Source organism: Candidatus Spongiihabitans sp., assembly GCF_965237845.1.
Classification (GTDB): Bacteria; Pseudomonadota; Gammaproteobacteria; order Arenicellales; family Poriferihabitantaceae; genus Spongiihabitans.
In genome coordinates this window covers 1,474,449-1,487,403 of the sequence record NZ_OZ250154.1, presented here as the reverse complement: position 1 = coordinate 1,487,403, position 12,955 = coordinate 1,474,449, and the positions used below count along the sequence as shown (strand labels likewise).

Below are 12,955 nucleotides of genomic sequence, written 5' to 3'. Positions count from 1 at the left end.
CTAAAATTGGTCTCGTGTGGAACGTAACTCTGAATAAAGGTAGGGCACCACAATGGCAAACACAATCATCATCATAATTGATGCCGAGGCGGCTGCCTGGCCTAAACTTCCTCGTGAAAAGGCCATGGCGTACATATAGGTCGCAGGCATATCGGTGGCATAGCCTGGGCCTCCCCCGGTCATCGAGATCACCAGATCAAAAGACTTTATAGCGAGATGTATTAAAACGATAAAAGATGAAAGAAAAATGGAAGACATCGCAGGAATAATAACCGATGCATAAATTCTATAGGTGGGGACACCATCAATTTGTGCGGCCTGGATAATTTCTTGATTGATAGATCTCAGGCCGGCTAAAAAAAGCGCCATAACAAATCCAGAGGCTTGCCAAATTGCGGCAATGACTATCGCATATATGGCCATATTTGGATCAATAATCCAATCAAATTTAAAATTTTCAAACCCTAATTCCTGCATCTGTGCTTGAAAGCCAAGACCTGGATTCATCAACCATTTCCATGCGGTTCCGGTAACTATCATGCTGAGTGCCATCGGGTAAAGATAGATCGTTCGAAGCACCCCTTCACCGCGAATTTTTTGATCAAGAAAGATCGCCAGAATTAAACCCAACAGCATCGATATAAGGACAAATACAGTGGTGAACACAAATAAATTATCCAGCGCAACCCCCCATCTTGGCGATTCAAATAGTCGGTTATATTGAATCGTGCCTACCAGGTCATACTTTGGAAGTAGTTTCGACTTTGTAAAAGAAATATAGCCAGTCCACGCAATAAACCCATAGACAAATACCAAGGTAACAGCAAATGAAGGGGCCAACACGAGCTTGGGGATATGTCTTTCTATCCATGTCATCATAGATTTTATTTTAGTTAATAAAAGAGCCTCACCGGGTAATGACGAGGTTCTTTCATGGGTAATTACAGAGAATTTTTAATCGCTGTCGACAAACGTCCGACTGCTTCATCTGATGACATATTACTGTTAAAGAAAGCAGTTACCACATCAGTGATTGCCCCAGCTTGTGCGCCGCGTAGCGCCATGCCATGCGCATAGGACGGTAATAACGAACCATTCACGGACGAAACTGCCATGTCATAGGCAGATTGCTGGGCGCAAAAGTCAAACTCATTCAGTGGAGTCGTTACCCGTGCCGGGATTGAGCCCTTATTCAGGTTAAACACTTTTTGGAAATTTTCACCCATAATGAGTTTTGCTAACAATGCCTGTCCTTCTGCTTTTTCACTACCGGAAACCCTGAACATCGCAAATGAATCCACATTGTAGAGGTAGCCTCCGCCAGGGGCTGAAGCGCACAAAAAATCAATGCCGGGCACTTTACCCGCCGCTGTAAATTCACCCTTTGCCCAATCCCCCATGATTTGAAAAGCGGCCTCACCATTGATGACCATGCTGGTTGCTAAATTCCAGTCGCGGCCAGAAAAATTATCATCAACAAAACCGCGTAAAATTCGCACTTGATCAAACACCGCTATCATGGTATTTGATTTCAGGCTGGCATCGTCCAATTCTACAAATGCCTTACGAAAAAACTCCGGGCCACCGATGCCAAGCGCAACCACCTCAAAAACGGTGGCATCCTGCCACGCTTGCCCACCGTGAGCCAATGGAATAATCCCCATAGATTTGAGTTTTTTTGCACTTGCATTAAATTCTTCCCAAGAGGTTGGCATTTCAATGTCTGCTTTGGCAAGAACCTCGGCATTCGCCCAAATCCAGTCAACTCGATGAACATTGACCGGAGCCGCACACCAGGAACCTTCACATTTCATATGTTGCGCGATGGCGTTTGGAAGCAATTTGTCCCACCCTTCCGCATTGGCCACCGCACTAATATCAGCCAGCGCATCTTCTTCATACCATTCCTGAATGGCCGGACCTTTCACCTGAGCGGCAGCCGGGGCATTGCCTGCCAGAACACGCGCGCGCAAAGCCGTCATTGCGGCATCACCGCCGCCACCCGCAACCGGCATATCTGTCCAGATTCCGCCATTCGCCACAAACTCCTTTTGTAAAACAGCGACAGAACGAGCCTCGCCTCCTGAAGTCCAAAAATGTAATACCTCTGCTTGTGGTTCGGCCATAGCCAGCGGGCTTAACCCGAAGATTGTTGCAACAGCAGCTAACACCAAGAATTGTTTACGCATAATATTTATTCCTGTTTCATTGGTTTAAATTAATTTTAGGGGTTTATTTCCGTTAAAACCCTGCCAAAAGTTTTAGCGGTAAAAAAGGCAAGGCCTCTGGAAAGCGCTTGTTTATCTGAGGCCTTTTTAAATTCTCGACTCTTGCTTTTCCACTGTTCATTTAAAGTTTTATCAGGAGAGTTGTCTTCGACAAACTTTGTTAACGACGAAAGCCCCTTTGTTTTTTCAATGGCTCTTAAAAAATCAAGACTCAAAACATTTGTGGACCCCTCCCAAATGGAAAAAACATGACTATCTCTAAGAAATCGAGAAACGCCCACATCTTCGACATATCCAGCGCCGCCAAATGTTTCGACGCACTCGCTGGCCGCCTTGATTGCAAATTTAGCTGTTACAATTTTAACAACAGGAGTAAGAAGTCTTAATAAATTTTCTTCTTCGGAACTGGCTTTTTTGTGTTCGACTTTACCAAGAACATTGCTGACAAAAAATGTGAGGCAAAAAAGTTCTTTGAATTCTTGCTTGAGAGTCTCTTGAGTTTTTTTATATAAAACCTGATCGCAAAGTTTTTTTCCAAAAACATCTCTAACTAAAGAGTATTCTTTCATTAAAGTCAGACACCGTCTTGCAGAGCCCATGCTACAAATTGAGTTGTAGAGTCTTGTGATGTTTAACATTGAGGACACAGTGGCAACACCTCGCCCGACCTCTCCAATAAGTTGAGCTTTGCATTTTTTTAAGGTCAGCTCGGCGGTGGGAAGAGCCCTTGTTCCCAACTTATCTTTTAATCGATTCACTTGAACGCCGTTGTAACTTTGATCTTTATTTTTAAGTTGAACAAAAAATAAACTGAGTTTATCGGGAGACACTTCATCAACATATGCCAAAGCTAAAGCCATTTGTGCATCTACCGCTGAAGTGAAGTGTTTGTCTCCTGTGAGTTCATAGTGGTCGCCCCTTTTCTTCGCCATGGTCGAAGTGCGACTCACATCTGATCCGCCCGCTCTTTCAGTCATCCACTGGCCCGAAGTCCATGCTGTTTTTGGATCGCAAGATGTTACTTTTTGAAGAGCCGCTTGAGTTTCGCGAGTTTTTCCATAAATATCTAAGATTTTTGCCGCTCCATCTGTCATAGCCATGGGGCAGCTGGCAAAAGCTGAAGAGGGATGAAAAAGATAGAGTTTCGCCATTTGCACAAGCCGTCCATGCTCTGCGTATTTTTTGTCATAGCCGATTGAAACAATCCCCTCTTGCTGAGCTTTCTGAATTAAAGATTTCCAAGCCGAAGAAGTTTTCACCTTGTCGATCCTCTCTCCCCATGCAGAGTAGGGAATGTGTTCTGGAATCTCTTTGTCGGCTTGCAGTGAAAGTTGGTCACCCTCGTTAGCAGCCCACTCACCGAGATTGGTCAATTCTTGAGTTATTTCTTTATAAATTTTTTCAGGCAAATATTTTTTAAGATAACCAGACAAAATATCATCGTCTAAAAATTGATTTTTAAGCTGAAAAGTTTTTTGGTAAAATTCACTCATCTTAAGAACCCCCTAAATAGTAACTTGCACATTGAACCAATTGTCCATTGCCTCGGCCTTCAACCAAGGCTCCTTGCGGTTTATCTGTCCAAGCATGAAAATCTATATGCGCTCCCTATATGCACTCAAGGGTAGTTTCCATTATTACTATGGCGGTGTCAAATCGTTGTTCGGGTTTACTGCCTATTGCGGCAAAATCCGGCAGTCATGGTGAGCTGCCGATAATACGCCATCGGTGTCATTAAATCCAGACTTGGGTGGATTCTGTTCATCACGGTAAGCCGCATCATTTAAAAAGTCGGGGAAAATTGCGACAGCAATTTTCCCCGACATAAGGGGCTGTAATTTTTGGCTACGCCAAAAAACTGCCCCTAAATACTGACAAAACCAATCAAAATCCATTACATTTAGCCTAATTATATTAAGCATTTTAATTCGGCAATGGCAGCAAGATTATTTCTCGCCCTGGTTGGTCTGATTGGTGTAATGTGGTATTTGGCCTGGTACCAGCGTGTCGACAATCAGCAACGAAATCGATCGCTACTCAGTATTTTACTATACGGAACCGCCGCCGCCCTGCTGATTCTGGTGCTGACAGGTCGAATCCCTTGGTTATTCGCCCTGTTCGGCGCCGCTGTGCCGTGGATAAATCGTGCGCTGACGGTAAGACAAATGTGGAACCGATTCAACCAAAGCCGCCATAACAATACCAACAGCGATAGAAGTCGATCTTCGACTATTGCCAAAATGACCCGCGAAGAGGCCTATAAAATTCTGGATTTACCTGTCGGCGCAAGCCAACAGGATATCATTGATGCCCACCGCAGGCTCATTCAGAAAATTCATCCCGATAGAGGCGGTTCGGATTTTCTCGCTGCCCAAATTAATCAGGCAAAAGATACTTTGCTGAACCAATGAACCTTATTTATGATTGAAATTCGGGCTACCCTGATATTTTATGAACAAACGAAGCGCACAAAAAGCTTAAATTCATCCGCCCATTGAGATAGAATCGGGGCGGTCTATAATTGTGGCCTAGGGTGATATCCTGATACATTTGGTTAGATACTTCTGGTTTAAAATCAGTTCCCTGATTATTATTCTGCTGGCATCTGCATGGCCCGCAGCCATGAGTCTGGTTGACTCTGAAAAAGGACGTAACTGGGGAATAACGGAACAACACATCGCACAGGTAATATCGTCATCGGTCCGCCTGAAAGCGTTCCCGGATAGTATTTCGATTCCCGGCCTGTCCGGCCCGTTAAACCTGTCCGATCCGTTAACAGTCAAATACACCCTTGATCCTGATCTACAGCTTGAGGCTATTCGACTTTTAAAAAAGTACAATCCTGATTATGGGGTGTTCGTTGCAATATCCCCGGACACCGGCCACATTCTGGCGATGGCGGATTCAACCCGTGATGGCCATGATGGCGCCAATCACGGGAATTTATCACTGGTCAATACTTTCCCGGCAGCCTCTATTTCCAAGATTATCACTGCTGTTGCAGCGCTCAATGAACATAAGGCAAATGGATCTACGGTGATCCCATTCAATGGAAAATCTACTTCGCTATACAAGAGGAATGTGTTTAACCACAAGAAAAACAAATGGACTCGAAATTTCACCCTTGATCAAGCCTTTGCCAACTCAGTAAATACTATTTTTGGGCGGCTCGGGGCAATCGAATTGGGTGGCGAAACCATGCTCGAATATGCCTACCGATTGGGTTTCAATGGCCAATTTGCCTCAGATATTTTATTTGAAAATGGACGGATTGAAATCGACCCGAACGATCCGTGGCAAGTGGCGCAAATGTCCGCCGGCTACACCACTAACAACACGCTGTCACCACTGCATGCCGCGATATTGGCGACCACCGCATTGAATGGCGGCAAAGTGGTTGCACCTGTTATCGTGGCGTCTCTTATCGGGCCATATGGTATTCCGCTTTACGTGCACGAACAACCTGCACTCTCTGTAGTCATGTCCGATTCTTCGTCCAGGCAATTGAAAAAAATGATGCAAACCACCATTACACAGGGATCTGCCCGTACTTCTTTTCGAGGGTTTCACAAAGGCGCGATGGCGAATGTCAATGTCGGCGGAAAAACTGGATCTCTTACGGGTTTCAAACCGCGCGGCAAGTACGATTGGTTTGTGGGTTTTGGCGAAAATGGTGATCAGAAAATTGCTTTCGCGATGTTATGTATCAACAAGGAAAAATGGTACGTCAAGTCCACTCGATTCGCCCGAGAAATACTTGAATTTTATTTCGCCCCTCAAAACAAAAGCAATTCCGAGAAATCCGCTTAGTACTTTGAAACAATATCTTGACGCCGCCAGGGAAGTCCTGGAAACTGGTCAGAGGAAGGCCAACCGCACCGGCGTGGACACCCTGTCCACCTTCAATATTAACTATGAGATCGATTTGAGAGAAGGGTTTCCGTTGCTGACCACGAAGGAGATATCCTGGAAAAATATTGTCATCGAAAATTTGTGGTTTTTATCCGGCAAAACGGATATTGCACTGCTAAAGAAACACAATTGCAAATTTTGGGATCACTGGGCCGATGAAAACGGCAAAGTGCCGAGTGCCTACGGTAGTTTCTGGCGCCACTTTCCGTTGCCAAACAATCAAACCAACGACCAAATCGCATATGTGGCAGCACAATTAAAATCCAACCCAATGAGCAGGCGAATGGCCGTTTCTGCCTGGGCCCCCGGTAATGCGCAAACCAGTGCATTACCGCCCTGCCACGCATTTTGGTTGGTCAACACCCAATTCGACGCCGACGGGTTGCCCTATCTATGTCTGCACCTGACCCAAAGAAGTTGTGATATCGCTTTGGGTGTGCCTTATAACATCGCCGGGTATGCTTTTTTACTTGCGCTTTTTTCTCGCTTCAGCGGAATTCCCGCGGGCATTTTTGGCCATACTCTGATTGATGCGCATATATATACGTCAAAAGCGGATGGAAGCATGGCAGAATACGATCATGCCCCCGGACTACGGCAACAACTAACCAGAGAGCCCCGAAAATTACCGACGTTGGAAATTAGCCCGGAAATTAAATCCCTTGACGATATCGAGCCTCTGTTATCTCTGGACACAGAGCAAATAATGTCCAAATTTATTGTCCATAACTACGACCCGCATCCAGCCATATCATTCAAGGTTGCGGTATAGATGGATCAAGCACACACTCCGATTCGGGGCGCCATCGCTGCCATGACTCGGGAAAATGTCATTGGATTGGGTGGAAAAATACCCTGGCATTATTCTGAAGATCTAAAGCGATTTAAACGCGTGACGCTTGATTGCACGATTATAATGGGCCGACTTACCTGGGAATCTATTGGTTGCCGACCCTTGCCCAGGCGCCGCAATATCGTAATCGGTCAAAATCCGACAAACAATAATCCGGTAAACACCGACCCTGCAAACCATGTTGAACATTTTCGAAGTATCGAACGGGCAATTGATGCTTGTGCGGGAGAGAATGTCTGGATTATTGGCGGCGGACAAATTTACAGTGCAATATTTTCCTGGCTGAGGTTATTGGATATCACTTACGTACCCGATGTGATTCAGTCTCCAAACGCAACCAGGTTCCCCGATATTGATCCAAACCAATGGCAGACAATAAGCACCACTCCAATAACAAATTCGCCGTTGATAAACGTTATATACGGTCGAAAATGATCTAACGCCGACCGAAAATTTACTGGTCGGAAATTATTTGACGCAGGTCACTACAATTCTTAGCGGCGCCGGATAGCCTTCAATGGTTTTCGTTTGATCCCCGGAATCGAGAAAATCTGACAATGATTCAAAGGTCATCCATTGCGTTCGTCGTTGCTCGTCTATGCGCGTTGCGGTGATATCAACTGTTGTTATCTTTTTAAATCCCGTCTCACTTAACATTTCCTGTAATTTCAATTCCGAAGGAATGCACCATATGTTGGACATTTTCGCATATGTGCTTTTCGGCACCAGTATATCCTGTGCATCACCGTTGATAATCAGGGTTTCCATTACCAGCTCTCCGCCTGGTTTCAGGCACCTCGCCAATTCAGCTAAATGCGCCATTGGTTTTTTACGGTGGTAAAGAACACCCATGGAAAATACCGTATCAAAACCAATGCCCTTGTCTTCAATTGCGTCAAAAGGGATTTCTTCGCAGCGCAACGGTAAAATTGAACTCGGTGATCCAGTCTCGTATTTTTCGGCCTCGTATTTTTTGGATAAGCATTTTTGCAAGGCGTTGTATTGAGCGATAAATAATTGGCAGGGTTCAATGCCGAGTACATATCTAGCGCCGGCGCCAAGCATTCGCAACATGTAGTATCCATTTCCGCAACCCACATCCAGAATCAGACGATCCTTCAGAGGGCGGATTACACTTTCCAGCCGACCCCATTTAATATTGGATCGCCATTCGCTGTCGACCAAGATGCCGAACACCTCAAACGGCCCTTTGCGCCAGGGTTGAAGTTCGAGCAATAGCTGTTTTAGTTGGTCCCTGGCATCGGCATCCATATCTTCAATTCGCCCGATTTTGACTACCGCCTGGTCCAGTTCAACAACCGATGGACAGGCTTCGGGTAATGCATCAATGATATTCACCCATTTGTCAAGATCACCGTGGCGACGATGATTCATTGCCGATATTGTCGAATGAATAAATGCCTCAGCCATGGATTCGAGCGGAGAGTTTCGTAATTGCCTACGCAGCGTTTCGGGTTGAATCATTATTTCACGCCGACAAAGGAAGCGAAATTAAAACTCTGGAACCATTGCACGGCATTTTTAAATCCAACCCGTCGAAGACGATCCAAGTGTTGTTCACGGTCATCAGGTATCATGACTCTCTCCAGGGCAGCGCGTTTTTGACTCACCTCCAGTTTGCTATAGTCATTGGAAATCTTGAATTGCTCATGCAGTTGTTGCTGCAATGTGGATTCCTGAGCGTTGCTGAAATCTATTTTTTCGGAAACGATAAATACCCCGTCAGGAATCAGCCCCTGGTATATACGCTCAACCAATTGGTCGCGTAGCGCCGGGTTGATGAACTGCAAAGTGAAGTTCATTACCACAACACAGGCATTGTCAATCGCTGCATCTTCTACATTTTTTTCAATCAATTGGAGTTCATGTCGGGGAATGACAGGTTGCAAAATCTTTTGGCACTCCTCCAACATCGCCGCAGAATTATCGATACCAATATACTGTATGGATTCCTGGTTTATTGCGGAGGACATAGACAACATTGAGGCGCCAAGAGCGCACCCCAGATCATAAATATTGGTAGCGGGCTGAGCATGTTTTTCTGCGATCAACCCGGTTAACTTGATAATGGTTTCATAGCCGGGCACCGACCGGCGAATCATATCCGGAAAAATCTTGGATACGGATTCATCGAACTTAAAATCGACAACCTGAGGAAGCGCTTGTGCAAAGAGTTTATCTTTATCCATCCGCTCAACCCATCCTCGAAATTAAAAACCCTGAGTCAGACCTGTTCAAGCTCGATTAACGTCCCCATCGTATCTTTGGGATGCAAAAAAATTACCGGCTTGCCGTGGGCGCCGGTCGTCGGTTTTCCATCCCCTAAAATTCGCATCCCTTGTTGTTGTAACTTTTGCGCCGCCCGCTCAATATCCTCGACTTCATAACACAAGTGATGAATTCCCCCATCGGGATTTTTTTCAAGAAATCGATCAATCGGCGATTCAGCCCCCAGTGGATACAGTAATTCAATTTTCGTATTAGACAAATCAACAAAAACGGTGGTCACGCCGTGGTCGGGCAAATCAACCTTTTCAGACACTTGCGCACCAAACTGCTCTCGATACAGTACGCTGGCAGCATCAAGGTCTGGAACAACGATTGCAACATGGTTCAATCTGCCAATCATTTAGGCAACCTCCATTAATTTATTCAAAATTACTTACCGCCATTACTTCCCGTCAAGAAATTTGGAAACTAATTGTCTGGCTGCGATGGTCGGAGGAATTTTCCCGTTGGCAACACTTTCCTGAAGACGGGATAACGACTCACGAACCTCTTGGTTATTCTTCAGCGCGGATAACAAAAGATTCTGGGTTTCCATCCATAATCCGGTTTTGGCCTGTTGCCGCCGACGCGATACGATCCGGCCATCGCCACTCAGCAAGGTCCGGAAATCATTAATTGAGGTCCAGATTTCTGCAATGTTTTTGTTTTCCAATGCCGAGCTGGTAATCACCGAGACTTGCCAATCCGGATACCGTGGTTTGATTAATCCGAGTGCATGCTGAATATCTGCTGCCGCCAAAGTTGCTTTGGATTGCAATTCACTATCCGCCTTATTGACAATAACCAGGTCCGCCAATTCCACAATGCCGCGTTTAATGCCTTGCAGTTGATCGCCGCCACCAGGAAGCAGCATCAATATAAACATGTCAGTCATTTCGCTGACCAGAGTTTCGGACTGCCCGACCCCAACCGTTTCAACAATAATGACATCAAACCCGGCTGCTTCGCATAAAACAATGGCATCTCTGGTTCTTCGAGCCACTCCACCGGAGGTCTCTCCAGCAGGCGTGGGGCGGATAAATGCTTTTTCATTAGTAGCCAGAGTCGGCATATGGGTTTTGTCCCCCAGGATTGAACCACCGCTTAATGTTGAGCTTGGGTCCACCGCGAGCACTGCAATTTTGTGCCCTCGACTAATGACATGATTCCCCAGTGTTTCTATCAGGGTTGATTTGCCCACACCGGGAACACCAGTTAAGCCAATTCTAATCGAGTTCCCGCTATAGGGCATGACCGACTGAATTAACGCCTCGGCTTGTTGCCGATGATCTTCTCTGGTGGATTCCAACAGAGTAATCCCGCGTGCCAGGGTGCGTCGATCAGCGCAACGCAACTTGTCGATATTGATCACTCGCCTTAACTTATCGTTTAAATTGCCGTTCAAATTACTGTTCAAATTCGAGGATGGCTTGATCAACTTCCAAAGTTACGCCGGCTTCCACTAACACTTTGGCAACCACGCCATCATGGTCTGCACGCAGCGAATTTTCCATTTTCATAGATTCAATCACTGCAAGTTCCTCTCCCGTCTTTACTGTCTGCCCCTGTTTGACACCCAACGATACCAACAATCCGGGCATGGGAGAGAGCAGGAAATGAGATTGATCTGTGCGTTGCTTCACTGGCATCTTTTCATTTAACTCGGCGGTTCGCCGGGTAAGGACATAGATGGTTTTCAAATTTCCTGCCTGGGTTACATCATACCCATAACCGTTCTTTTCAATTTGCAAATGAATCTGTTGTCCGTTGACTAGACCTGAATATATTAACTGGGCAGGTTGCCAGCCATCTTCCACCAAATAGCTTTGGCCATTAAAATTTATGCGGCTGAAACTCAGGTTGCTTTTTCCGTTTTCATCTTGTCCATTGGTTTTAGTGCTGGCGGCAACGGGATCGATGGCAATGCCGGTTTGATAATTATGCTGCCCAATGACAACCACCCAATTGGTTTCCACATTTCTATCGTAATCAGGCGCTTGACTGGAAACGCTCGCAGCACGATTGGTCAAACGATAATGCAATGCAGTCATTACACATATTAAATTGATACGCGCATGTTCGCTGGATTCAGGAGGAGAAAAGCCGTCAGGATATTCCTCTGCTATAAAATTGGTTGTGAATTCACCGGCCTGGAATCGAGAATGGCCCATAATTGCACAGATAAACGATAAGTTTGTTTCGACGCCTCGAATATAGTATTGACCCAGCGCGGTTTGCATATTAGCGATCGCCTGTTCCCGAGTTTCCCCCCAACTGATTACTTTGGCAATCATAGGATCATAAAACATCGAGATCTCGGCACCTTCTTCAACCCCGCTATCGACACGCAAACATTCACTTTCAAGCGGTGGCTGGTACTTCGACAACCGACCGCTTGACGGCAGAAAATTCCGATGCGGATTTTCCGCGTAGATTCTCGTTTCCATCGACCAGCCATTGATTTTCACATCGGCTTGCTTTATGGCAAGTTTTTCGCCAGCCGCGACTCGAATCATCAACTCAACCAAATCAAGGCCGGTGATCATTTCGGTCACCGCATGCTCCACTTGCAGGCGGGTATTCATTTCCAGAAAATAGAATTTATGATTAGCGTCCACAATAAACTCAACCGTGCCTGCTGATCGATAATCGACCGCCTTGGCTAAGACAATGGCTTGCGCGCTCATGGCCGCGCGGGTTTTTTTGTCGATGAATGGCGACGGCGCTTCTTCGATGACCTTCTGATGGCGCCGCTGAATCGAGCATTCGCGTTCATTCAGCGTGACCACGTTGCCATATGAATCGGCGATAACCTGTATCTCAATATGGCGCGGCTGGTCAATGAATTTCTCGATAAGAATACGCCCGTCACCGAAGCTGGAAAGCGCCTCACTGGCAGCGCGTTCAAATCCCGCCTCCGCCTCGTCCCGGTTGTGCGCGACGCGCATCCCCTTGCCGCCACCGCCGGCGCTGGCCTTGATCATCACCGGGTAGCCGATTTCCTCGGAAATTTTCACCGCTTCGGCAGCATCGGCCACCACTTCGCTGTGGCCGGGGATGGTGTTCACGCCGGCTTTTTGCGCCAGTGCCTTGGAAGCGAGCTTGTCGCCCATGGCTTCGATGGCGTCAGGGCCGGGGCCGATGAAGGCGATGTCTGCCTGCTTAAGCCGACCAGCGAAAGCAGCGTTCTCGGAGAGGAATCCATACCCTGGATGAACCGCTTGGGCATCGGTTTGCTTGCATGCAGCAATGATTTTGGTGCCGTTCAAATAACTCTCCGCCGCAACCGCATCGCCAATATGCACCGCCTCGTCAGCCTCGGCAACATGCCTGGCATTACGGTCGGCATCCGAATAAACCGCCACCGTGGCGACACCCATACGCCGCGCCGTTTTGATAATGCGGCAGGCGATTTCACCGCGATTTGCAATCAGGATTTTTTGGAGCATTGGGATGTTTTATTCAAACTCGCGGCGAGGCATATATTTCTCCTCTTAATCGTTCCTTGATTTCATATTCCGATGCACATTCAAAAAACAACTCCAGTGCCTCTGTCAGGTTTTTGCGGGCTTCATCAACGGTATCGCCTTGGCTTGCCACCTCCACCTCGGGACAAAGCGCGACATAGCCGTCTTCTTCTTTCTCGATAATTACGGTTAGTGTGGCTTGCACT

Annotated in this window: 14 protein-coding genes; 4 read left to right on the top strand and 10 right to left on the bottom strand. The window is 46.5% G+C overall.

The window, feature by feature from the left end; genetic code table 11:
* The 4 genes from ACPXXB_RS07185 to ACPXXB_RS07170 all read right to left on the bottom strand — a co-directional run bounded on the left by ACPXXB_RS07185 (position 1) and on the right by ACPXXB_RS07170 (position 4,150).
* A complete protein-coding gene (locus ACPXXB_RS07185; RefSeq protein ID WP_423905955.1) occupies positions 1–879 on the bottom strand; it encodes a carbohydrate ABC transporter permease in 879 nt (292 codons plus the stop codon).
* Between the two features lie 62 nt (positions 880–941).
* The gene (locus ACPXXB_RS07180; protein ID WP_423905953.1) at positions 942–2,189 is read right to left on the bottom strand and encodes an ABC transporter substrate-binding protein; all 1,248 of its coding nucleotides are present in this window, start codon (positions 2,187–2,189) and stop codon (positions 942–944) included.
* 35 nt (positions 2,190–2,224) lie between these two features.
* Complete coding sequence (locus ACPXXB_RS07175; RefSeq protein ID WP_423905951.1) at positions 2,225–3,721, bottom strand: acyl-CoA dehydrogenase family protein; 1,497 nt, start codon at positions 3,719–3,721, stop codon at positions 2,225–2,227.
* 183 nt (positions 3,722–3,904) lie between these two features.
* The gene (locus ACPXXB_RS07170; protein ID WP_423905948.1) at positions 3,905–4,150 is read right to left on the bottom strand and encodes a hypothetical protein; all 246 of its coding nucleotides are present in this window, start codon (positions 4,148–4,150) and stop codon (positions 3,905–3,907) included.
* A gap of 12 nt (positions 4,151–4,162) precedes the next feature.
* Between ACPXXB_RS07170 and ACPXXB_RS07165 the strand changes: the two genes are divergently transcribed.
* The 4 genes from ACPXXB_RS07165 to ACPXXB_RS07150 all read left to right on the top strand — a co-directional run bounded on the left by ACPXXB_RS07165 (position 4,163) and on the right by ACPXXB_RS07150 (position 7,428).
* Positions 4,163–4,639 (top strand): DnaJ domain-containing protein, encoded by a 477-nt coding sequence (locus ACPXXB_RS07165; protein WP_423905945.1) that lies wholly within the window; start codon positions 4,163–4,165, stop codon positions 4,637–4,639.
* A gap of 211 nt (positions 4,640–4,850) precedes the next feature.
* Positions 4,851–6,038: a penicillin-binding transpeptidase domain-containing protein gene (locus ACPXXB_RS07160; protein WP_423905942.1), complete on the top strand. Its 1,188-nt coding sequence runs from the start codon at positions 4,851–4,853 to the stop codon at positions 6,036–6,038.
* A gap of 4 nt (positions 6,039–6,042) precedes the next feature.
* Positions 6,043–6,912, top strand: coding sequence for a thymidylate synthase (gene thyA, locus ACPXXB_RS07155; RefSeq protein WP_423905941.1), 870 nt, complete (start codon positions 6,043–6,045; stop codon positions 6,910–6,912).
* Positions 6,913–7,428: a dihydrofolate reductase gene (locus ACPXXB_RS07150; RefSeq protein ID WP_423905938.1), complete on the top strand. Its 516-nt coding sequence runs from the start codon at positions 6,913–6,915 to the stop codon at positions 7,426–7,428.
* 33 nt (positions 7,429–7,461) lie between these two features.
* Here the strand turns inward: ACPXXB_RS07150 and cmoB are convergent, their stop codons facing one another.
* From cmoB to ACPXXB_RS07120, 6 genes are read right to left on the bottom strand one after another with little or no spacing between them, the layout of a single operon-like run.
* The gene (gene cmoB / locus ACPXXB_RS07145; protein WP_423905936.1) at positions 7,462–8,478 is read right to left on the bottom strand and encodes a tRNA 5-methoxyuridine(34)/uridine 5-oxyacetic acid(34) synthase CmoB; all 1,017 of its coding nucleotides are present in this window, start codon (positions 8,476–8,478) and stop codon (positions 7,462–7,464) included.
* Entirely contained in the window at positions 8,478–9,203 is a 726-nt protein-coding gene (gene cmoA, locus ACPXXB_RS07140) for a carboxy-S-adenosyl-L-methionine synthase CmoA (protein WP_423905933.1), read from the bottom strand. The genes cmoB and cmoA overlap by 1 nt, the downstream gene beginning before the upstream one ends.
* 35 nt (positions 9,204–9,238) lie before the next feature.
* Positions 9,239–9,643 carry a methylmalonyl-CoA epimerase gene (mce, locus tag ACPXXB_RS07135; RefSeq protein ID WP_423905930.1) on the bottom strand — a complete coding sequence of 135 codons (405 nt, stop codon included), beginning with the start codon at positions 9,641–9,643 and terminating at the stop codon, positions 9,239–9,241.
* Between the two features lie 42 nt (positions 9,644–9,685).
* Positions 9,686–10,687, bottom strand: a complete 1,002-nt coding sequence (gene meaB / locus ACPXXB_RS07130; protein WP_423905927.1) for a methylmalonyl Co-A mutase-associated GTPase MeaB — start codon at positions 10,685–10,687, stop codon at positions 9,686–9,688.
* Position 10,688: 1 nt separating this feature from the next.
* Positions 10,689–12,731, bottom strand: a complete 2,043-nt coding sequence (locus tag ACPXXB_RS07125) for an acetyl-CoA carboxylase biotin carboxylase subunit (protein WP_423905924.1) — start codon at positions 12,729–12,731, stop codon at positions 10,689–10,691.
* 13 nt (positions 12,732–12,744) lie between these two features.
* Positions 12,745–12,954, bottom strand: coding sequence for a type II toxin-antitoxin system HicB family antitoxin (locus ACPXXB_RS07120; protein WP_423905921.1), 210 nt, complete (start codon positions 12,952–12,954; stop codon positions 12,745–12,747).
* Position 12,955: the final 1 nt, after the last annotated feature.

What these genes read in the sequence shown, in the direction of transcription:
- ACPXXB_RS07185 (WP_423905955.1), bottom strand. Translation starts at nt 879, where the DNA reads ATGATGACATGGATAGAAAGACATATCCCCAAGCTCGTGTTGGCCCCT.
- ACPXXB_RS07180 (WP_423905953.1), bottom strand. Translation starts at nt 2,189, where the DNA reads ATGCGTAAACAATTCTTGGTGTTAGCTGCTGTTGCAACAATCTTCGGG.
- ACPXXB_RS07175 (WP_423905951.1), bottom strand. Translation starts at nt 3,721, where the DNA reads ATGAGTGAATTTTACCAAAAAACTTTTCAGCTTAAAAATCAATTTTTA.
- ACPXXB_RS07170 (WP_423905948.1), bottom strand. Translation starts at nt 4,150, where the DNA reads ATGCTTAATATAATTAGGCTAAATGTAATGGATTTTGATTGGTTTTGT.
- ACPXXB_RS07165 (WP_423905945.1), top strand. Translation starts at nt 4,163, where the DNA reads ATGGCAGCAAGATTATTTCTCGCCCTGGTTGGTCTGATTGGTGTAATG.
- ACPXXB_RS07160 (WP_423905942.1), top strand. Translation starts at nt 4,851, where the DNA reads ATGAGTCTGGTTGACTCTGAAAAAGGACGTAACTGGGGAATAACGGAA.
- ACPXXB_RS07150 (WP_423905938.1), top strand. Translation starts at nt 6,913, where the DNA reads ATGGATCAAGCACACACTCCGATTCGGGGCGCCATCGCTGCCATGACT.
- cmoB (WP_423905936.1), bottom strand. Translation starts at nt 8,478, where the DNA reads ATGATTCAACCCGAAACGCTGCGTAGGCAATTACGAAACTCTCCGCTC.
- cmoA (WP_423905933.1), bottom strand. Translation starts at nt 9,203, where the DNA reads ATGGATAAAGATAAACTCTTTGCACAAGCGCTTCCTCAGGTTGTCGAT.
- mce (WP_423905930.1), bottom strand. Translation starts at nt 9,643, where the DNA reads ATGATTGGCAGATTGAACCATGTTGCAATCGTTGTTCCAGACCTTGAT.
- ACPXXB_RS07125 (WP_423905924.1), bottom strand. Translation starts at nt 12,731, where the DNA reads ATGCTCCAAAAAATCCTGATTGCAAATCGCGGTGAAATCGCCTGCCGC.